22 protein-coding genes and 1 riboswitch are annotated in these 19,843 nt (G+C 34.2%); of the genes, 16 read left to right on the forward strand and 6 right to left on the reverse strand.

The window, feature by feature from the left end; translation table 11 throughout:
* Window positions 1-82 precede the first annotated feature (82 nt).
* The 10 genes from FJQ98_RS07305 to FJQ98_RS07350 all read left to right on the forward strand — a co-directional run bounded on the left by FJQ98_RS07305 (window position 83) and on the right by FJQ98_RS07350 (window position 9,654).
* Window positions 83-1,564, forward strand: a complete 1,482-nt coding sequence (locus FJQ98_RS07305) for a sugar ABC transporter ATP-binding protein (RefSeq protein WP_053594419.1) — start codon at window positions 83-85, stop codon at window positions 1,562-1,564.
* Between the two features lie 3 nt (window positions 1,565-1,567).
* A complete protein-coding gene (locus FJQ98_RS07310) occupies window positions 1,568-2,527 on the forward strand; it encodes an ABC transporter permease (RefSeq protein ID WP_053594420.1) in 960 nt (319 codons plus the stop codon).
* A gap of 20 nt (window positions 2,528-2,547) precedes the next feature.
* Entirely contained in the window at window positions 2,548-3,585 is a 1,038-nt protein-coding gene (locus tag FJQ98_RS07315) for a zinc-dependent alcohol dehydrogenase (RefSeq protein ID WP_075807223.1), read from the forward strand.
* Window positions 3,586-3,598: 13 nt separating this feature from the next.
* Window positions 3,599-4,624, forward strand: coding sequence for a zinc-dependent alcohol dehydrogenase (locus FJQ98_RS07320; RefSeq protein ID WP_241774546.1), 1,026 nt, complete (start codon window positions 3,599-3,601; stop codon window positions 4,622-4,624).
* Between the two features lie 166 nt (window positions 4,625-4,790).
* Complete coding sequence (locus tag FJQ98_RS07325) at window positions 4,791-5,735, forward strand: phosphoglycerate dehydrogenase (RefSeq protein WP_053594421.1); 945 nt, start codon at window positions 4,791-4,793, stop codon at window positions 5,733-5,735.
* The gene (locus tag FJQ98_RS07330) at window positions 5,732-6,700 is read left to right on the forward strand and encodes a phosphotriesterase family protein (RefSeq protein ID WP_053594422.1); all 969 of its coding nucleotides are present in this window, start codon (window positions 5,732-5,734) and stop codon (window positions 6,698-6,700) included. Before FJQ98_RS07325 ends, FJQ98_RS07330 begins: the two co-directional genes overlap by 4 nt.
* A 19-nt stretch (window positions 6,701-6,719) precedes the next feature.
* The gene (locus FJQ98_RS07335; protein ID WP_053594423.1) at window positions 6,720-7,664 is read left to right on the forward strand and encodes a shikimate dehydrogenase family protein; all 945 of its coding nucleotides are present in this window, start codon (window positions 6,720-6,722) and stop codon (window positions 7,662-7,664) included.
* A gap of 17 nt (window positions 7,665-7,681) precedes the next feature.
* Window positions 7,682-8,257, forward strand: coding sequence for a glucose-6-phosphate isomerase (locus tag FJQ98_RS07340; protein WP_053594424.1), 576 nt, complete (start codon window positions 7,682-7,684; stop codon window positions 8,255-8,257).
* Window positions 8,258-8,268: 11 nt separating this feature from the next.
* Complete coding sequence (locus FJQ98_RS07345; RefSeq protein WP_053594425.1) at window positions 8,269-8,913, forward strand: bifunctional 2-keto-4-hydroxyglutarate aldolase/2-keto-3-deoxy-6-phosphogluconate aldolase; 645 nt, start codon at window positions 8,269-8,271, stop codon at window positions 8,911-8,913.
* Between the two features lie 117 nt (window positions 8,914-9,030).
* Complete coding sequence (locus FJQ98_RS07350; RefSeq protein ID WP_053594426.1) at window positions 9,031-9,654, forward strand: HAD family hydrolase; 624 nt, start codon at window positions 9,031-9,033, stop codon at window positions 9,652-9,654.
* A gap of 357 nt (window positions 9,655-10,011) precedes the next feature.
* Here the strand turns inward: FJQ98_RS07350 and FJQ98_RS07355 are convergent, their stop codons facing one another.
* From FJQ98_RS07355 to FJQ98_RS07370, 4 genes are all read right to left on the reverse strand, one after another.
* On the reverse strand, window positions 10,012-10,356 hold the full coding sequence (locus FJQ98_RS07355) for a putative quinol monooxygenase (RefSeq protein ID WP_053594427.1): 345 nt from the start codon (window positions 10,354-10,356) through the stop codon (window positions 10,012-10,014).
* 219 nt (window positions 10,357-10,575) lie between these two features.
* The gene (locus FJQ98_RS07360; RefSeq protein ID WP_053594428.1) at window positions 10,576-11,028 is read right to left on the reverse strand and encodes a hypothetical protein; all 453 of its coding nucleotides are present in this window, start codon (window positions 11,026-11,028) and stop codon (window positions 10,576-10,578) included.
* A gap of 179 nt (window positions 11,029-11,207) precedes the next feature.
* The gene (locus tag FJQ98_RS07365; RefSeq protein ID WP_053594429.1) at window positions 11,208-11,636 is read right to left on the reverse strand and encodes a hypothetical protein; all 429 of its coding nucleotides are present in this window, start codon (window positions 11,634-11,636) and stop codon (window positions 11,208-11,210) included.
* 436 nt (window positions 11,637-12,072) lie between these two features.
* A complete protein-coding gene (locus FJQ98_RS07370) occupies window positions 12,073-12,339 on the reverse strand; it encodes a Parvovirus coat protein VP1-like protein (protein WP_343069255.1) in 267 nt (88 codons plus the stop codon).
* Between the two features lie 216 nt (window positions 12,340-12,555).
* Here FJQ98_RS07370 and FJQ98_RS07375 point away from each other — a divergent pair, with 216 nt between their 5' ends.
* The 4 genes from FJQ98_RS07375 to FJQ98_RS07390 all read left to right on the forward strand — a co-directional run bounded on the left by FJQ98_RS07375 (window position 12,556) and on the right by FJQ98_RS07390 (window position 16,101).
* Entirely contained in the window at window positions 12,556-13,602 is a 1,047-nt protein-coding gene (locus FJQ98_RS07375; protein WP_053594431.1) for a DUF418 domain-containing protein, read from the forward strand.
* Window positions 13,603-13,751: 149 nt separating this feature from the next.
* Entirely contained in the window at window positions 13,752-14,093 is a 342-nt protein-coding gene (locus tag FJQ98_RS07380) for a hypothetical protein (RefSeq protein ID WP_053594432.1), read from the forward strand.
* Between the two features lie 564 nt (window positions 14,094-14,657).
* Window positions 14,658-15,491, forward strand: a complete 834-nt coding sequence (locus tag FJQ98_RS07385) for a hypothetical protein (protein ID WP_053594434.1) — start codon at window positions 14,658-14,660, stop codon at window positions 15,489-15,491.
* Window positions 15,492-15,609: 118 nt separating this feature from the next.
* Window positions 15,610-16,101: a hypothetical protein gene (locus FJQ98_RS07390; RefSeq protein WP_201406663.1), complete on the forward strand. Its 492-nt coding sequence runs from the start codon at window positions 15,610-15,612 to the stop codon at window positions 16,099-16,101.
* Window positions 16,102-16,401: 300 nt separating this feature from the next.
* On the opposite strand, the gene FJQ98_RS07395 is transcribed toward FJQ98_RS07390, so the two are convergent.
* Window positions 16,402-16,938 (reverse strand): hypothetical protein, encoded by a 537-nt coding sequence (locus tag FJQ98_RS07395; RefSeq protein WP_053594436.1) that lies wholly within the window; start codon window positions 16,936-16,938, stop codon window positions 16,402-16,404.
* Between the two features lie 818 nt (window positions 16,939-17,756).
* On the opposite strand from FJQ98_RS07395, the gene FJQ98_RS27165 reads away from it, so the two are divergent.
* Window positions 17,757-18,128: a glutathionylspermidine synthase family protein gene (locus FJQ98_RS27165; RefSeq protein WP_277815936.1), complete on the forward strand. Its 372-nt coding sequence runs from the start codon at window positions 17,757-17,759 to the stop codon at window positions 18,126-18,128.
* Between the two features lie 5 nt (window positions 18,129-18,133).
* Complete coding sequence (locus FJQ98_RS07400) at window positions 18,134-19,012, forward strand: glutathionylspermidine synthase family protein (RefSeq protein WP_277815937.1); 879 nt, start codon at window positions 18,134-18,136, stop codon at window positions 19,010-19,012.
* Between the two features lie 113 nt (window positions 19,013-19,125).
* On the opposite strand, the gene FJQ98_RS07405 is transcribed toward FJQ98_RS07400, so the two are convergent.
* On the reverse strand, window positions 19,126-19,599 hold the full coding sequence (locus FJQ98_RS07405) for a YbaK/EbsC family protein (protein ID WP_053594438.1): 474 nt from the start codon (window positions 19,597-19,599) through the stop codon (window positions 19,126-19,128).
* Window positions 19,600-19,739: 140 nt separating this feature from the next.
* Window positions 19,740-19,836, forward strand: a riboswitch (guanidine-I (ykkC/yxkD leader).
* The last annotated feature ends 7 nt before the right edge of the window (window positions 19,837-19,843 follow it).

A 19,843-nucleotide genomic window follows, 5' to 3' on the forward strand; every position in this document is an offset into this window, starting at 1 on the left:
AGGTGAGAGTGGGGATTCTATATACATATAATTTGTTTAGTTTATAAGAAAATTGAAAAAATAAGGAAGGGGTGTAAGAAAATTGGATTCTAAATACATCATCGAAATGAATCATATATCAAAAAATTTTGGTGGTATTCAAGCACTGAATGATGTGCAATTAAAGGTGCAAAAAGGAGAAATACATGCTCTTATTGGTGAAAATGGAGCAGGAAAATCCACATTGATGAAAATATTGGCTGGTGCTTATGCGAAAGATACAGGCACGATTGTTATTGATGATCAAGAAGCAAAAACAGCAACACCGAAAGCAATGATTGATATGGGAGTTTCGGTTATTTACCAAGAATTTATGCTTGCTCCCGATTTAACAGTTGCTGAGAATATGTATATTGATAACTTAAGCAACAGTGGTATTTTTATAAATTGGAAAAAAATGAGGGAAGATGCACAAAAAGAGTTAGATAAAATTGGGTTTGGTCATATTGATCCGAATACAAAGGTAGGAGAATTAAGTGTAGCCTATCAACAAATTATTGAAATTTGTAAATGTCTTGCGAAAAATTCTAAGATTCTCGTATTTGATGAACCTACAGCAGTACTTACTCATTCTGAAACCAAAAAATTATTGGAATTAATCAAAAAATTGCAGGCACAAGGTGTAACAATTGTATATATTTCACATCGTCTTGAAGAATTATTTGCTATTAGCGATAAAATTACAGTTTTAAAGGATGGAAGATATATTGATACGGTAGAAACGAAATCAATTACAAAAGAGCAACTTGTCACAATGATGGTTGGACGAGAAATTCAAACATTATTCCCTGAAAGACAAGCTACAATCGGTCAAGAAGTTCTAAGAGTTGAAAATCTATCTACAGAAGAACTTATTCATAATGTAAGTTTTTCTATTCAAGCTGGTGAAGTGGTTGGATTTAGCGGTTTAGTTGGCTCAGGTAGGACAGAGACGATGAGAGTTATTTTTGGTGCTTCACCAAAAAAGGATGGGAAAATTATTTATTTTGGAAATGAAATTAATGTAAGGAGTCCTAAACAAGCCATTAAATTAGGAATTGGTCTATTACCTGAAGACCGAAAAAAACAAGGATTGTTGTTAAAACAATCTATTCGTATAAATACAACAATGGTTTCCAATCAATCTAATGGATGGATAGCACACTATAAAGAAAAACAGGAAGTCGCAACACTATTAGCGCGTATTAATACAAAGTATGGTTCAACAGAAGATCTAGCTGATAGTTTGAGTGGTGGTAATCAGCAAAAAATTGCACTTGCTAAATGGTTAGCAATTGATACGAAATTAATCATTTTGGATGAGCCAACACGTGGGGTAGACGTAGGTGCTAAAACGGAAATTTATAGGCTTATCAATGATTTGGCGGAAAAAGGCGTTGCTATTATAGTTATCTCCTCAGAAATGCCTGAAATTATAGGGCTTTGCGATCGCGCAATAGTAATGCGTGAGGGACAAATTACAGGAAGTTTAGAGAAAGAATCTTTAACAGAAAATAATTTAATCAAATTAGCGATGGGGGTTTAAGTGATGACATCTACAGCTAAAAAATTTAACTGGAAAGGATTCCTAATTAATAATAATACTTTTATTATTTTACTGCTGCTCATTATTATTAGTGCAATACTTTCTGATACATTTTTAACGACAATGAATATTCGAAATATTTTACTGCAGCAAGCAGGCCCCATACTTGTAGCAATCGGTTTGCTTTATGTTATTTTAGCTGGTGGTATTGACTTATCAGTAGGTTCAATTATGGCATTAGGGGCTACTATATCAGCGCTTTTAATTACTGATATAGGCTTACACTTTTCTGTATCCATTGCGGTAGCAGTTATTGTGGGGCTATTATTTGGGATTTTTTCTGGTGCACTTGTAGCTTATACCGGTATTCAAGGTTTTGTAGCTACCTTGGCAACAATGACAATTGCTAGAGGGGTGGCCTTTGTTATAACAGAAGGTAGACCCATAAAGGTTGAATCTGGAACAATTGATGTGCTGACGAGTAAAGATTTTCTGTATCCACTTATTTGGATAGCGGCTTTATTGGTTGTGATGTTTACACTTATACAACGTTATACAGGTTTTGGACGTAAGATTGTAGCAATTGGCAGTAATGAAACAGCTGTTCAGTTAGCGGGTGTCCGTACAAAGGTTTATGTGATGTCAACCTATGCAATTTCTGGTGCACTTGCTGCATTAGCAGGAGTGTTTATAGCTTCGCGTACATCTACTGGTAGTGCCACTATTGGAATGGGACAAGAACTAGATGCCATTGCAGCAGTTGTTATTGGTGGTGCGAGCTTAATGGGTGGGAAAGGCTTTGTACTAAATACAGTAGCAGGCGCTTTAATTCTTGGTCTTATTGGAAACATAATGAATTTAATGGCTGTACCATCTTACCCTCAGGATATTATTAAAGGAATTATTATTATTGCTGCTGTACTTCTTCAAATTATGACTAGTAAAAAGGAAAGAACTATTTAGATAAAGAAGGGGGAGGTATATTGAAAACGCTAATTGTTAATGCCGAAAGTGAGCTGTTTCTTAAAGAGGTGCCAATGCCAACTATTACTACAAAGCAAGCGCTTGTTAAAACATTAGCATGTGGTATTTGTGGTACGGACGCCACAATTATAAAAGGTGGATTCAAAGGCTTTAAGGCATCATCATATCCAATTATGCTTGGGCATGAGGCAGTAGGTCGTGTTGAAAAAATAGGGGCGGAGGTAGTTTCCTACAAAGAAGGAGACATCGTTATATTGCCTTTTGCACCAACAGTTCACCTAGATGATGGAACAATAGTTACTTCAGGTTGGGGTGCTTTTAGTGAATTTGGTGTAATCGATGACCAACAAGCACATGGAGACGATGAGTGCTCAGAGGTTGCTTATGCTCAGCAAGTATTGCCTGCTAATCTTTTAATAGAAGAAGCCCCAATATTAGTAACATTGCGAGAAGTATATAGTACGATTCAATATTTTGACATTAAAAAAGGTGCAACAGTATTAGTTTATGGTAGTGGTCCTGTGGCATTAGCATTCATTAAGTTGATGCAATTAAGTGGTATCGAATCAATTGCAGTAGTTGTTAGAAATGGAGCGAAGGAAGAATTAATGCGTAAGTTTGGTGTAGCAACCATTATTAATACTGAAAACGGAACAGTAAAGGAACAAATCCAAAAAATTTATCCGAACGGCGTTGAATATGTATTAGATGCTGTTGGGAATGAGCGAATTTTGAATGAAGGCCTTACTTTATTAAAAGACCGTGGAGAATTACTTTGCTACGGTGTTCCAAAAGGAAACCAACTGTATTTAGATTATGAAGAAGCCCCTGGCAATTGGAAAATCAACTTCCAACAGATGCCTTATAAAAATGAAGAAGGTGCTTGTCACGAAAAAGTTCTTCAGTGGATTGATGAAGGAAGGCTAGTGTTACGTGATTTTTTATCAGATGTTTATTCCTTTGAAAATATTATGCAAGCGCTTGAAGATTACTTATCTGGCAAAACAGAGCGCAAAGTAGTCATAGTGTACGGATAGAGGAGGAAATGGCATGAAAATGAAACAAGCCATTATGACAAAGCCTGCCACAATTATATTTCAAGAGGTGGATGTTCCAGAGGTAGGAGACAATCAAGTAAAATTAGCAATCAAAAAAATTGGTGTTTGTGGATCGGACATTCATGTTTATCATGGTCAACATCCTTACACGCAGTTTCCCGTAGTGCAAGGTCATGAAATAGCTGCTGAAGTTGTTCAAGTAGGTACTAATGTATCCTCTGTGCAAATTGGAACGAAAGTGACAGTCCAGCCTCAAGTAGTTTGTGGAGAATGCTTCCCATGTGAAAATGGCATGTACCATGTTTGTGAGGATTTAAAGGTGATGGGCTTCCAAACAACAGGGCTTGCTTCTGAATATTTTGTTGTTGAAGCAGATAAATTAACAGCGCTCCCTGATAGCCTTTCGTTTGATGAAGGAGCTATGGTTGAGCCATTGGCTGTTGCCGTACATGCTGTGGGAAGAGTTCGGAATATTGGAAATAAAAATGTGTTAGTAATCGGTGGAGGACCAATAGGCAATCTTGTTGCGCAAACGGCTAAAGCATTTGGGGCAAATAAGGTCGTTGTGTCAGAGCTAAGTGAAGCAAGACTAGAAATGGCTAGAAAAGTTAGATTAGAGGTTATTGATAATAAAAGTGAAGATTTACAAGAGGGTATTATTAGGTATTTTGGTATGCAAAAGGCAGATGTGATTTTTGAGTGTGTTGGTTCTTCTTTTACTGTAGCAAATTCTATTAATATTGCTAGAAAAGGTAGCACAGTAGTTATCGTAGGTGTTGTTTCAAATCTTACAGAAGTAAATATGGGCTTTGTTCAAGATCAAGAGCTACAAATTTTAGGTACGGCAATGTATCAATCACAAGATTTTGATAAAGCTGTCGAGTTATTAACAAATAAAGACATTGAGGTTGGATTATTAATTACAAATCATGTGAAATTTGAGGATTATTTAGAGGCGTATCATATTATCGAGGAAAACAAAGATAAAGTAATGAAGGTCATTATTGATGTTGATTAACTTCTTTCAGCAAGGTCCAAACACTGCTGAAATAGAGGAACTCAGTCTAAGAACGCCACGTCATGTGGCAACGACCGAGTGGCCAACATCGTGTTGGCCTAAAGCCTTCGGACGCTGAGGCATAATTGATTATGATTTGTAACTTCATATAAAAGGAGAGAAGCAAATGCCGAAAATATTAATTACGCCAAAATCATTTCAAAAATATAAAGAAAAGCCAATAGAAATGCTAACAGCTATGGGCTATGAAGTAATCGAAAATACGACAGGTAAAACATTAACAGAGGAGCAATTATTGAGCTACATAAATCAAGATATTATAGGGATTATTGTTGGTGTAGACCCTTTAACAGAAGAAGTATTACAGAAGTTTCCTAGTTTGAAGGCAATCTCAAAATACGGTGTAGGAATGGATAATATTGATTTACAGGCAGCCGCAGCACTAGGGATTAAGGTAGGAAATGCAAAAGATACAAACAATATTTCGGTATGTGAGTTGGCGCTTGCTTTAATGTTTGAATGTGCAAGAAAGTTGTCTTCCGCAATCAAAGGTGTCAAGGATTTCGGGTGGGATCGTTCTATCGGAATTGAACTAACAGGCAAACATTTATTAATTGTCGGTGGCGGGAAAATAGGAAAAGAAGTTACAAAACGTGCCAAAGGCTTAGCGATGGAGGTTACGATTTATGATCCATATATGCGAGATGAAGAATTCCTTCAAGCGCACCAAATTGGATACGCGACTGATTTTGCAGAAATTATTCAGCAAGTGGATATCGTCTCCTTGCATTTACCCGCGACGCCTGAAACAAAGCACCTTATGAATGCGACAGTTTTTGAAAAAATGAAACCGTCCGCGATGCTCATTAATACAGCACGTGGGGAATTGGTAGATGAACAAGCGCTACTAAGTGCATTGGTTCAAGGACAAATTGCTATTGCTGCTCAAGATGTTTATTCGGTGGAGCCTCCAGAAGTAGGAGATGCTCTTGTTCAACTCGATAATTTTATTTTAACGCCACATATTGGTGCTTATACAGAGGAAGCGGTAGAGCGCATGGCGATTGTTTCAACACAAAATATACTGAACCTGTTGAATGAGCAGGGGTGAATAGTAAAGTGCAAACGGCTATTACAACGATTATTGGTAAAAAGGGAATAAATGAACTTGGTATTACGCATCCACATGAGCATCTTTTTTTAAAAAAGGGCGTCCCGATGCAGGTAGATCCGTCACTTGTTATTGATGACTATGAAAAAACGAAAAATGAAGTGATATTGGCAATGGCGCACGGTGTGCAAACAATTGTAGATGCACAGCCAATCGGTGCAGGAAGAAATGCAGCATTGCTAAAAAAAGTGTCTGAGGAAAGCGGGCTAAATATCATAGCATGTACAGGTTTTCATAAGCTTGTATTTTATAAAAGTAATCATTGGATTCATAGTGCTTCTTCAGAAAAATTGACGGAATTATATGTCGATGAGTTAACGAATCATCTTTACCAGGATGGTGAAGACAACTGGCCGTCTACAATCGTTGATGGTAAAGCAGGACTAATTAAAACCGCAGCAGATATGCAAGGGGTAGCAGGTCGATATTTCTCATTATTTAAGGCGGCAGCTACAGCTTCAAAATTAACAAATACAGCCATCATGTCTCATACAGAACTAGGCTATCATGCTTTAGAGCAGATTTCTTTTTATGAAAAACATGATATAGCACCTGAAAAATTGATTATTTGTCATTTAGATCGAAAGACGGAAAACTTGGAATATATGCTTCACGTAGCTGAGAGTGGCGTTTATATCGAGTTAGATACAATTGGTCGTTTCCGTTATCATTCGGATGAAGATGAGATAATTATGATTTTAAGACTTTTAGACAAGGGCCATGAGGATCGTATTTTACTTAGTCTTGATACAACAAATAAAAGAATGCGTCATTACGATGGAGGTAATTTTGGCTTAGATTATTTACAGACAACTTTTTTACCAATACTAAAAAAAGCAGGTGTTAGTGACAGCATGATCAGAAAAATGACGATAGACAATGCTGCTCGCGCATTAGCGAAGTAAATGGGAAGGATGACTAAACATGGCTAACATACCGCAAGTAGCAACCGTACCAACAATGTATTTTATAGGTGTGACAACAACTAAATCTTCTATTATGAAGATTTTTCCAGAATGGATGAAAGTTTTAGGATTTCCAGAAGCAAAGTTAATTGGCATTGATTTACCTATTCATGCAGCGAAAGAGGAATATAGAGCAGTTGTTGAATTTATAAAAAATGATCCACTATCTTTAGGTGCACTTGTGACAACGCATAAAATTGATATTTATGTCGCAGCTAAAGATTTATTTGATGAACTAGATGAATATGCTCAAATGTTTGGTGAATTGTCATGTATATCTAAACGTAATGACAAACTAGTAGGTCATGCTAAAGACCCGATTTCTAGCGGACTAGCATTACAGCGCTTTATTCCTAGCGGATATTGGCAAGAGCATAATGGAGAGGTCATGCTATTAGGTTCTGGGGGCAGCGCTATAGCTATTTCATCTTATTTATTGAACAAAAATAAAGGGCAAGAGATTCCTCAACGTATGATTATTACCGATTTAGATAAAAAACGTTTGGAAGAAATCGAGCATATTTTGCAAGATGTAAATCATGAAGCAAAAGTCAAATATCATCTAGTTACCTCACATGAACAAACGGATGAATTATTATCTTCATTACCGCCGAATTCATTGGTTATAAATGCAACTGGATTAGGAAAAGACCGAAAAGGCTCACCACTTAGTGATAAAGCTGAATTTCCGCGCAATAGTTTTGTATGGGAATTAAACTATAGAGGAGAATTGGATTTCCTTCGACAAGCAGAGAAGCAAAAACAAGTGAAAAATTTACATGTAGAAGATGGCTGGATTTATTTCATACATGGCTGGACACAAGTAATTGCTGAGGTTTTTGATATCCAGCTGACAGATAAAATAATGGAAGAAATAGAACTTACTTCAGACGATTTAAAATAAAAAATGGAGGAATTTATATGACACAGCCAGTAAAAGCATTTACTACAGATTTTGATTTAACAACAGGTTTATCTAAAAAAACACCTTCAGTAAAACGGCAACTATCAAGTATGAAGAATATGTATGCTAATAAACAAGCATATGATGGGAAGCTACAAAACGAAAATAATCCGCTAATTTATGAATTTTACGAACTGGATATTCCACAAACAAGTGGTGACATTTTATTTGGTACGAGCGTTCTATACCCTGGCAAAGTGGGTGATGAGTACCATATGACAAAAGGGCATTTCCATACAATTTTAGAAACAGGTGAAGTATATTATTGCTTAAGCGGAGAAGGATTTATGTTAATGGAAAACCCTGAAGGCGATTGGCAAATTGAGAAATTCAGTCCAGGACAAGTAGTTTATGTGCCGCCGCGTTATGCACATCGAAGTATTAATACAGGTAATAAGCCACTTATTACTTTTTATGCATTTCGTGCAGATGCTGGCCATGATTATGGAACAATCGAAACAAAAGGCTATCGAAAGCTAGTCGTTGAAAAAGATGGTCAGCCTGAGGTTATTGATAATCCTAAGTGGAATTAAGGAGTGTCACAATGATTACAAAACACCATACATTAAAGCAAATTACAGATGCTGGACTTGTTGCAGTTGTACGTGCAGAAAATATTGAACAAGCAAAAAAAATTACCGAAGCTGCCTTAAATGGCGGTGTTGCTGCAATTGAAATTACCTTTACCATACCAGGTGCAACAAAGGTGATTGAAGAACTAGCTAACACTTTCCAATCAGATACTATTTTAGGAGCTGGCACAGTATTGGATGCCGAAACAGCTCGTATCGCAATTCTTGCAGGGGCAAAATATATCGTTAGTCCAAGCTTTAGCGTAGAAACAGCGAGGCTATGTAATAGATATCAAATTCCTTATATGCCTGGTGTCATGACGATTGAAGCTGCGATACAAGCAATGGAATATGGTGCAGATTTGCTAAAGGTTTTCCCTGGCGAGTTAATGGGACCGAAAGTAATTAAAGCATTTAAAGGGCCTTTACCACGTGCTAATTTAATGCCTACAGGCGGTGTCAATATTAGTAATGTAAGTGAATGGATTCGTGCAGGCGCTGTAGCTGTTGGTGCGGGTGGTAGTCTTATCGGCAATCCAGAGGTTGATGGATACGATAAAATTACACAAACAGCAAAAGTATTTTTACAAGAAATACAGCAAGCACGAAATAACTAAGCTTAAAGCAGGCCCTTACGACCACTGTAGAAGCTTTGTTTATTGTTGCGGGATGTTGAGGAATTTTCGCGTTTCTCAACATCCTTAATTTGTATAATGTAATGAAGGAGGTTGCATATGGACATAGATAGCATTATTTTCGATTTGGATGGGACACTTTGGGATTCAAGAAAAACAGTAGCGCAATCATGGACGCAGGTAGTTCAGGCGTCTCCTTTCGGTAAAGGGAAAATAACCGAAGAAGATTTATCTAAAACGATGGGGTTACAAATTAAAGAAATAGCCGCTGTATTATTTGATTATCTTGATGAAGAAAAGCAGATGGAGCTTATTTTAGCATGCTGCCAGCAAGAGCAAGGTGATTTATTACGTAATGGCGGTATTTTATATCCGCAGTTAGAAGAAACTTTACTAGCTCTTTCAAAAAAATTCCGCTTGTTCATTGTGAGTAATTGTCAGGAGGGCTACATTGAAACATTTTATGCATTTCATAAACTAGAGAAATATTTTCTCGACTTTGAAAATCCGGGGCGTACAGGCTTGTCAAAGGGAGAAAATATTCAATTAATTATGGAAAGAAATCACATGAAAAACGCTGTATATGTGGGAGATACACAGGGAGATATGCTTTCTACAAAGATTGCAGGGATTCCTTTTGTGTTTGCTTCATATGGTTTTGGCAAGCCAGAGGAGTATGACTATATCATCGAAAAGCCAATAGATTTATTGAAAATATTTTAAACTTGAATTATAAAAAGTACAAATCAAATTTCAAAAAATGAAGGTATTTTGAAATTACTCCAACAGAAGAACAGTATATTTCAGAAAACGAAAACAAATGGGTTACAGCTCATTTTGAATCATTTAAGTAGTAAAAAGAGACAGCAATTGCTGTCTCTTACTAAAACTAACGCACCCGTTCAATAACATCCACAGAATTATAGCATAGTAAGACCCAACGTATCACAATAATGGCTGCAATAGAAAAAGCAGAAATGGGAGACTACAAAATATAGTTTACAGACTTTGTTTCAGTCCTTTCTTTAAAATAAGAAAGAGCAACCTGTTTTTTAGACAAGTCACTCTTTAAATTATTTATTAATCTATCTTTTGGTTTGTTAAATTAGTTCTCCACTCATTCGTTGGTGTAAGATAACTAATTATTCTTTCATCGATTAAATCCACTAGTTTATTCTCATATGTTTTTCTATAAGGTTTAGGAAGTTCTTCTTTTAGCCAACTTTCCTTTGTTCCTTTCCAGATTTCAAAAAGAGTAACTTCATTTGGATTATCTATATCATCTGAAAGAACGGCACTTACAAAAGCTGGTTCATGTTCCATCGCTCTCATATTAGCAGATAATAATTCTTTGAATTCTTCCTTTTTTTCACTTTTAATTCTAAATCTTATATAGAGAATTACGTTTTCTTTATTATTACTCATCAATATCCTCCAACTTAATAATTTTAGACTTATCATCTAAGAAATCATATCATGTTATAGGCATTGTAACCATGATATTGAATATGTTTTTCATTTAATGCAGTGTTGATCTATTTAGTTATTCTACACAGTTAGCCATCCATGTAGCGTAAAATCAACACAACACCACAGAAAATGAAAGATTTTTACGTTCTTTCATGGGAGTTTAAGTACATTTCTTCACATTCTTTTCTTTAAATAAAATGAGCAAAATCCTGAAACACAAAGGCAGGCTATAAACGTCCAGAAGTTAAAAAATAAATGATTAGAAAAAAGATTTAAATAGGATATTTCGTATTCAAAATATGGATTCATTTCATTTCGAAATGAAACGATTTGGTAAATCGTCATTCCAAAAATCAGCACAAACACCCCTGAATAGCAGGCTTGAAATAGTTTCCTTTTCACTGAAAAATGTTCATGTAACTTTTCAAAAACAAACATCATTGCAAAGAAAAAATAAAGAATAATTAACATCGGAAACATAACAAACATTAAGCCTGGGTTTCCATTTCCTCCAACAAAATTGTCACCTGTGGGGTCGAATGAAGTAGTAGTCATATTAGTGAATGCAAAACCGACAACACTTACAATTCCCGAGATAACAACACTTAGCAAAAAAAGAAAACGCATTATACTCCTCCTCAACAAACCTGCACCGTTAGTTCAATAAAGAAATAAAGAGCTGCCTATGCATAATGATCTTTAATTAAAGCACCCATTCGTTTAATAAGAAAAGAGACGCTTCTTCCACAATCGCGTCCGATTGTTGAAAATCATTAATTTGACCTTTAAAGAAAAGTCCCCATTAGTTAAACAAATTTTATATTTTTCTTCACAGAATTTTCTACCAGAGCATAGAGTAAACCTGCAATCCCAAAAATAATAATCGAACTAACAATACTTAAATTATATTCTACTATAAAACGGGAACCATATATTATTTCAAAAGAAAAAGCCCCTATCACCCCACCAAATAAAGTAAAGGTAATTATTTTGAACATCCGATTTTTTACAAATTTACTTACGATAAATGTTAGTGGCAAAAATGAAATAGGGTATAGAATAAAAGCATAAGAACCCGTTAAGAACAAATAGCCAACTCCTAAATCACGAAGTCCCATCATATATTCTGATGTCCTGATTTTATTTCCTTCTAAAACTTCTAAACCGATTCCAGCTAAAGCAAACAGCAATATAAAGGGTATCCACATTATTAAACAATGATAAAAAGTTTTCATTCTAATTCATCCTCTTATGAATTTTATAATTGGTACAATTAAACTTCTTAATAAATTAAACGAAAATAGTGGAATAAAGTTACAATGTTTCTTTGACTAACCTGCCCAGTTAGTTGAATAGCAACAATCTTTTAGAAAACAACCTATATCTTTTATTACTTAGAAGTTTAAGAAATAGGCTTAAATGTACAATTAATAATTGATATAAGCTCCTTTTAAATTACTGCAACATTAGATTGATTTAATTGTTGTAGTAAATAGGGTCATCTGTGGTAAAAAAGAGGATAGATAGAGCGAATTTATTTAAGCTCTTCTATCCTTTTAATTTCTATACATATAATGTGTGACATTAAATAAGAATTCACTATTTAAAATAGTTTCAGCTTATAACTTGACTTTTAATAAAAAAAATAACATCGTGAGCATTCTTTATAGCTTAAAAGAACCTATTACGCATTTCGAAAATATTGTAAAACAATTTAGCATCTCTAGCCATTTTATTATTAGCGTTCATCTGTGGTCGTAAGCACTTTTGAAACATTTCATCGCAATATCTTGATCTACCATATCGAGCATAACATTCGTCGTGTAATTTGCAGCATGAATCTACAGCGTTGATAGGTCTACCTGGTCCTGAACATCCTGGTCCACAGTATTTATAACCAGGGTAGCAAAAACCAAATTTGCGGTATCTGTGCATCATCTAACCTCCTTTTCTAAAAGATAATTTTTACTATAAAATATGAAATTTTTGCTTGTAGAAGGGGATTAAAAACTAATGTAAATGAAAAAAGGTACTAGCTGATGAGTCAATCTATATTTGTAAGGTTTCTGTAAGCTTTAAAAAAAACTACTGTAAGGATGGGAAGCTATGATAGCCATAGCGCAGTAAAGTATGAAAGATAAGGAGTTTTACAGAATGAATCTATCCGTTACTCAAAAAGAAAGAATCGTTTCCTTAGATATTATTCGTGGGTTAGCATTATTTGGCATTTTGTTTATAAATGTAGCGGCCTACCAATTAATAGTAGAGGGAGGACCGATGCCTGACTATAGTGGAATAAATGGTATTATTAATACGCTCATTGATATTTTTATTGAGAAGAAATTCTTTTCGATTTTTTCATTCCTCTTTGGTGTAGGTTTTTATATTTTTGCTTCACGTGCAGAAGCTCGTGGCGATAAGCCAAGATGGCGTTTTGCAAGACGTTTACTAGCTTTATTATTAATTGGCATTGTCCATATTTTTGTTTTCTGGGGCTCAATCCTTGCTTTTTATGCATTGATAGGTTTTTTACTGATACCTTTTTATAATGCAAAGATTTCAACGATTAGTAAATGGCTATTTGCTATCATTACTGTTCATGTGCTTTGTATCATTGGACAAATATTTCTGCCAAATCAAGAAGCCTTTTTAACTGTTTTTGGTTTATTAGGTAATGATGCAGTTGCTATTTTTATCATGTTTTTAACTGGTTTTTTAGTAGCAAAAGCTGATTGGATTAGTCATGTAAGTGAATACTCAAAACAAATAAAGTGGATACAATTTGTGACATTTCCGCTCTTTGTAGGCATCTCGCTTTGGATTTGGTTTGCCTCTCAAGGAGAGACTGAAAATCTAAAATTAATTATTGGTTTAGGGGTAATTCCGACAACGTATTTTTATTTAACTTGTCTATTTGTTATGTTGGAGAATAAGAAAATCACGAAGCTTCTTCAGCCAATTGGACGAGTTGGTCAAATGGCATTTACAAACTATTTGTCTCAAAGCTTTATTGGCCTAGCTATTATTTCATTAATGGGGCTTGAGGTTGTTTCACCTTCTGATGTAGTGATCATTGCAATCCTAATTTTTGTCATTCAAATTATCTTTAGTGTCATCTGGTTTAAATTCTTTAAAATGGGGCCATTTGAAAAGGTATGGCGCTTTATGACATATGGAAGAAAAGCAGTGCCAAATAAATAAAACACTTTTGTGCGAAACTCCCTGACAGTAATTGATTTCAATCTGCCAGGGAGTTTTAGTGCTATAACGAAATGTATGAAATTGTAAAAAATGAAACCTAAAGAGAGAGATATCCGTAAAATAGATAATGAAATAAAGGAGTAATGGATATGGCAAAACAAATGAAAAAATATTTAGCAGTCACAACAGCGTCATTTATGGCTATGCAATTAGCTGCATGTGGGAATACAGAAACTCAGACTGTTGAAGAGTCTACTAATACAAATAATACAAATAATTTAACGGAAGAAAATAATACGACAACAACTGGAGATAATTTACAAAGTGTTTATGACAGCGACATGGCAAATGCATGTGATAAATGGAAAGAAAGTGATGATGGTTCGTTCGAGTGTTTAGATGAGGATTCGCCTCATTACGCACATCATTTCTTTAATGGACTTATGTATGCAACTGCCGGAGCAATGATAGGAAGTGCTATGTATATCTAAATAAAAAGATATGCACATAAATAGAAAAAAATAAATGCTTTTCTCTGAAGGTAGGAAAAACTCGTCACGGACATATTAAGTAATGACTCAAGGTCATAAAGCACATGTACTAGGGTGTTGTCCCTTATTCTCAAGCTTTTTAAAGATTTACAAAGTTCTTCGATTATATCATAGCAAACAGCTACCGTTTGAGATTTTTTCAACTACTTACCACCTCTCTTAAAAGATTCTTTGCATTATCTTTTTGCATATTTCTTTATTTTTACTTTGTAACTAATACTGCAACTGTAGAATTAAAAGCTTGCTTCAATCCATATTCTTCATGAAAAAAGTGAATTAATTCGTGCCCTGCAAAAGATTTAAAAGAGTTGATACAGCTGTAAAAAAGAAGGGATTGAATAGCCAGGGTGATGTATTGTCGCTTTGCATGGTAAGAAGGTTTATAAACTTTTTAGAAATTGTTTAACAAAAAATTTAAAATAGTGGTTTTTAAACCATTAATTGTATTATAATTACAGTGAATTAACTTATTAATTTAAAGATTCAGAAAAAGGGGAGAAGAATATGAAGAAAATTATTACTATATTGTTTGCAACTCTATTTATTTCTTTAACAGCTTTTGAATCTAATTCTTACGCTTCTGAAATTGATGCTACTAGCTATAGTCAAAAGAAAGAAGTAATTATGGCTAATGACTTTAGCAATGCATCAAACTCTCAAATTATTACAAACTTATCATTCTATAAAAAACAAATTCTTAATTTAACTGATGAAGAGTTTGATAGATTTATGTTTAATGTCGTAAAAGATAATCAAAATAATCTTGATGAGGTTAAAACAAATTTGGAACTAGTTGGCGTTACTCTAAACATAGATAATAAAGGTGCGGATGTAGGAATTGAACCAGCAGCTATCAAACCTTCTCAAATGACTCTAACAGCTTATTCAACTAAAAAATCAGGAGATTCTTTCTGGAGATTAAATACTAGTTGGACTACTAATGGAGTAAGTGAAGTTTATGCATCAACTATAGACGTAGTATCAATTGAATGGAACGCTAATGATGGTACTTATTATGATGCTGCTGTACCAGGTAGTCCTGTGTCTAAAAGAGATGGTAGTAAAAGTAGTTCTGGTGTCTACCTATTTAACGTAGAAGATGATAAGCTAAATTTTGATTCTTATGCAACTGTGTATATAAATAAAAAAACTAATAATGCTTTAAGTTACGGAACAAAATATATACACACTTATTCGACAGTTAGTACAACTGTTGGTGGTTCAGCAAGCGTTAACTACGAAAAAGGAAATATAACAGGTGGCCTTTCATTTGACGTTAGTATAAGTACTAATCAACAAAAGTGGTCGGTATGGGATGATAATGTATTATACTGGTAAGTAGTTATTAAAGTAAGGTAAATTAATAAGTTAATTCAATCGTAATTGATGATAGAAAGACAATAACCTATGCTTGAGCATTAAGTTATTGTTTTTCTTTTTAAGTAGGAGGGATATTTTGAACAAAAATATGTTCATAGTTGTTCTTTTGCTAGTTTTTTTAGTAGTCGGCGTAGGTACTTATACGTATTATCGCTTTAACCCAATAATTAATATTAATACTAAAATAATTGAGCTTGATGAAAAGTCTCAGGAAAAATACAATAATATAGATAAATCTCAGAAAAATAACTTTAAAAAACTAGAATTTATATTAAATATAGATTATTCTGACAATATAGATGATTTAGAAATAAACATACCCCATTCATTTCGTGAGCTATTAGGGGAAGACGTTTATTGGAACGGTTCTAGTTATCAAGATAAAGATCCAGAAAAAAATAAGATAGAATATAAAGACGAAATCATTATAAATTATAAGCAGCTTGAAAATAAGGATATCAAAGATTTATTGAGTAAAGGAACGATCACAATAACATGGAAATTAGACGGAAAGAAGAAAATAAAAACATTTAATATTGGAGAAACCATTACATTTTCCAAGGCATAGAGTGTAGGTGATTGTATTAAAAACCTTGGGGAATTGAACTGCCCCGTAAAAGTTAGACGTTTATTTGACTAATTTAAAGAGCATACTATTTACTGTATAAAGTAAAGACGAAAGATTAACTTTAATCCATTATTTCATGAAATTCAATAGCCATTGTTTTGAAAAAGGTAGATCAAAACAATGGCTTTATTTAATTTTAAAAGTTTTTTAAGGAATTTTAATATAACCATCACTGAAAAGACAAAAGAGGCTTTCTTAAATAAAAGCAAGCCTGTATGGCCTAAGAGTTTTTATTACTATTTAATCCTTTTGTTCAAAAATAGCATTAAATTTATTAGTAATAACATTTAAATTTTGTTCTTTTGATTTAGTTTCCGAATTATTAGTTTGTTCTAATATTAAATCTTCTGTTTTAGGAAAATGAGTAATAAAATTCAATAAATCAGTATTTTTACTAATATCAGATTTGAAATCTAATAGTTTACCAATTCCTAATTTTGATCTTAACTGTGTAAAGTTACTTGAAACCACCATTTTAGTATATAAATCTTCGAAATGCTTCGCATATATTCGAGTATTATTTAATTCTTTTTTTAAATTTTCGTTTTCAGCCTCATATTTCTTTAATAATCGATTTTCCTCTTTAAATTGTTGTAACTCTTCATAAAGTTCGTATAATGTTATTTCAAATATTAATAATTCGTTTTTTAAAACATTTTTCTCTTCCCAATATTGTTCTATACAATCTTCAATGTTGGGTAAATATATGTCCTCGTTAGCATTTAATTCTATACTTCTTATTAAGGGGCGATTGAGCTTTGCAATCGTTTCTGTCATTCTTCTACTCCAAGTCATTCTACCAATACCTGTTTCTTTTTCTAGTATAGATGGATTAATTTCTTTACCTCCTAGCTTGTGTTTGACTTGTAGTGCTAATTGTTTTAATTTGTCATCTGAGAATTTTTGTTTTTTGTTTTCTTTGTGTTTTTTCTCTATTGATTGATCATCGAAAATAATAAAGTCAATCCAAACTTTTGTAACGATAAATTTGAAATTGTTTTTTTTTGAATAAAATTACATTATCATTAACCAAAATGATCACTTCCTTAATAATGTTTATTGGATTTAAGTAATCATAAACAATTGTATGAGCTAAATCAATATAAAGTCTAAATTTTCCGATAAGTTTAATTTTATAAACGGATTAAAGATCTATACTTAATTATTTTGTGTGCATTTTAATTATGTGCAATTATATATAGATATCCATTTATAAAAGTAACAATCTAAGAAATGGTACAGATAGAGAGGATAAAAGTGGCGGTTCAGCAACACCACGTACGACTAATAGTAATACTAGCGAAAGTAAAAATACGAAATCAAATGGAATCACGACGAATGGCTCTCAAAATACGCCTGGTACTACATCAGGTAGCTCAAATAGCTCAAATAGCTCAAATTCAAGTACGAGTGGTTCCAATTCCTATTCGAGTGGTCAGCGTTCATACTCAAATAGTTCAGGTTCATCGACAAACAGTTCTAATTCTTATTCAAATAACTCATCATCAAGCACGGGGAAATCAGGCTTTGGCTCAGGTGGTGCCTCTCGTGGTGGCTCTTCATCTTCTTAATTGATTTGAAAAGGAGAAATCAACATGGACAATCATTTTCAGCAACGTCAAGCTTTTTATTCTCAATTTCCTGATTTCTTCCCTGACTTTGAGGACCTAGAATACGCCTTATACGACGTGCTAGATTTACCTAAAGAGAAAATCGATGAAATCAACTATGCATCTACTATACTTTGGAAAATATTTTTGAAGGTTGGTAAACAATTTAAACATCTATCGGAAGAGCAACTTTTAGCACTGGGCATTCGTTCTGAGATGCTGCCTTATATCGAATTAGATTATTTACAACAACAATCGGTACTTGCTCGCTTCGATTTTATTTGCACAGAGGACGGGCAAATAAAATGTCTTGAATTAAATGGTGAAACGCCATTTCTTGTGAAACTTTTGAGATAAACGAAGTGCTTTGTCAGCATTTAGGATTTGATAGTCCGAATGATGTTTCGGCATTACATAAAACCTTGTCTGGTGCACTCTTTGCGGCTATGCATTATTTAAATGATTTGAAAAAACCTAAGATCGTCATTTCAGGGAAAACGGCTGCGGAAGATTATGAGGAATATTGTCAGGTACAGTTTTTAAAGAAATGTATACCTTTTGATGTGGAATATGTGCCTATACATGAGCTAATAATTTTTTCTAGTGACAGTGGTAACATAGCTCGAGGCCTTTATACGCCTGCAATGGAGAAAATTGATATTTTATATCGTCCTGCACACCCGGTGGAATTTTTAATGGATGATGTGTCTTCCGATGGTGATCGAATTGGTCTGTATTTACTAGAACTTGTAAAAGATGGACAGCTTGCTATTATCAACGCACCAGCTGCATATGTACTGCAATCGAAAATTTTATTATGGCTGATTTTGGAACGAAAAAATGATCTACTTCTTTTTAATGCAGAGGAACGAGCTGCCATTCAAAAATATATGTTGCCAACGTATATTTCGGCAGAGCCATTTGTTCAGGAAAATTTGCCGTTTGTAAAGAAACCTGTCTATTCACGTGAAGGGAATACTGTAGAAATTTATGCAGGGGATGGTACGAAAACTAATGCTTCTGCATATACCCACTATGATGATAATCTGTTTATTTATCAGCAGTATGTGGAAATGCCCTCTATAACGATAAAGCTAAAGGATGGATTACAGACAAAAAAATGGTTAATCGGCTCATTTATAGCTGATAATCGTGCATGTGGTTTATCTTGTAGAGTAGGCAATCAAATTACAGAATGGGATTCTCACTGGTTAGCTGTAGGATATAGGGAAGAAACCTAAAGCAGTTTCCCCTGGGCGTAATCGTAGCTGAAGATTCGCTTTTGCCACAATAACCATTACTGAAGATAAAAATCGGCGAGGCTTTCTATCAAGTTTCGCCGATTTTTGATCTGTTACTCGTTCCAGCCTTTGCAGACATCAATCCATTCCTGATAGGGTGTATAGGTTTCTAGTTCAGAAATAGTAAGCTCAATGGCGGAATTACTGCTACCACATGCAGGGAATACTGTTGTGAAGCGTTTGAGTGATTCATCTAAATAAATAGCAACGCCTTCATTCACGCCGAAAGGACAAACACCACCTACCTCGTGCCCGATTTTTTCGAGTACTTCATCTTTCCCAAGCATCTTTGCCTTTGTATCAAAGACAGCTTTATATTTTGCATTGTCGACTTTGGCATCACCTGCCGCAACAATTAATATCGCTCCATCGTTTACGAGAAATGATAAGGATTTCGCAATGCGTTCAGGTTCGCATCCGAGTGCCTGTGCTGCTAGTTCAACAGTCGCTGAGCTTTCATTTAGCTCCTGTATTTTATGTTCCACATTCCATTGTGCTAAATGTTTACGTACCTTTTCAATTGCCATATGTAATACCTCCTTACAATACTACGTTTTATTCTAACATAATCTTCTGAATATATCGGTATTTATCTTTCTGATTAATCTTGGCTCTGTACGAGTAGAAAATGACTGAATAGTTTGCTATACTAGTAGCACAATCATATATGATAGTTTTCTAGGGTTCCGTAGCAAATGCTAGTCTGGTCCGAGAGAAAACCACAAATTGATTTTGTGACACGGAAGGATAAAAGCCTGGGAGATACTGTTT

Source organism: Lysinibacillus agricola, assembly GCF_016638705.1.
Classification (GTDB): domain Bacteria; phylum Bacillota; class Bacilli; order Bacillales_A; family Planococcaceae; genus Lysinibacillus; species Lysinibacillus agricola.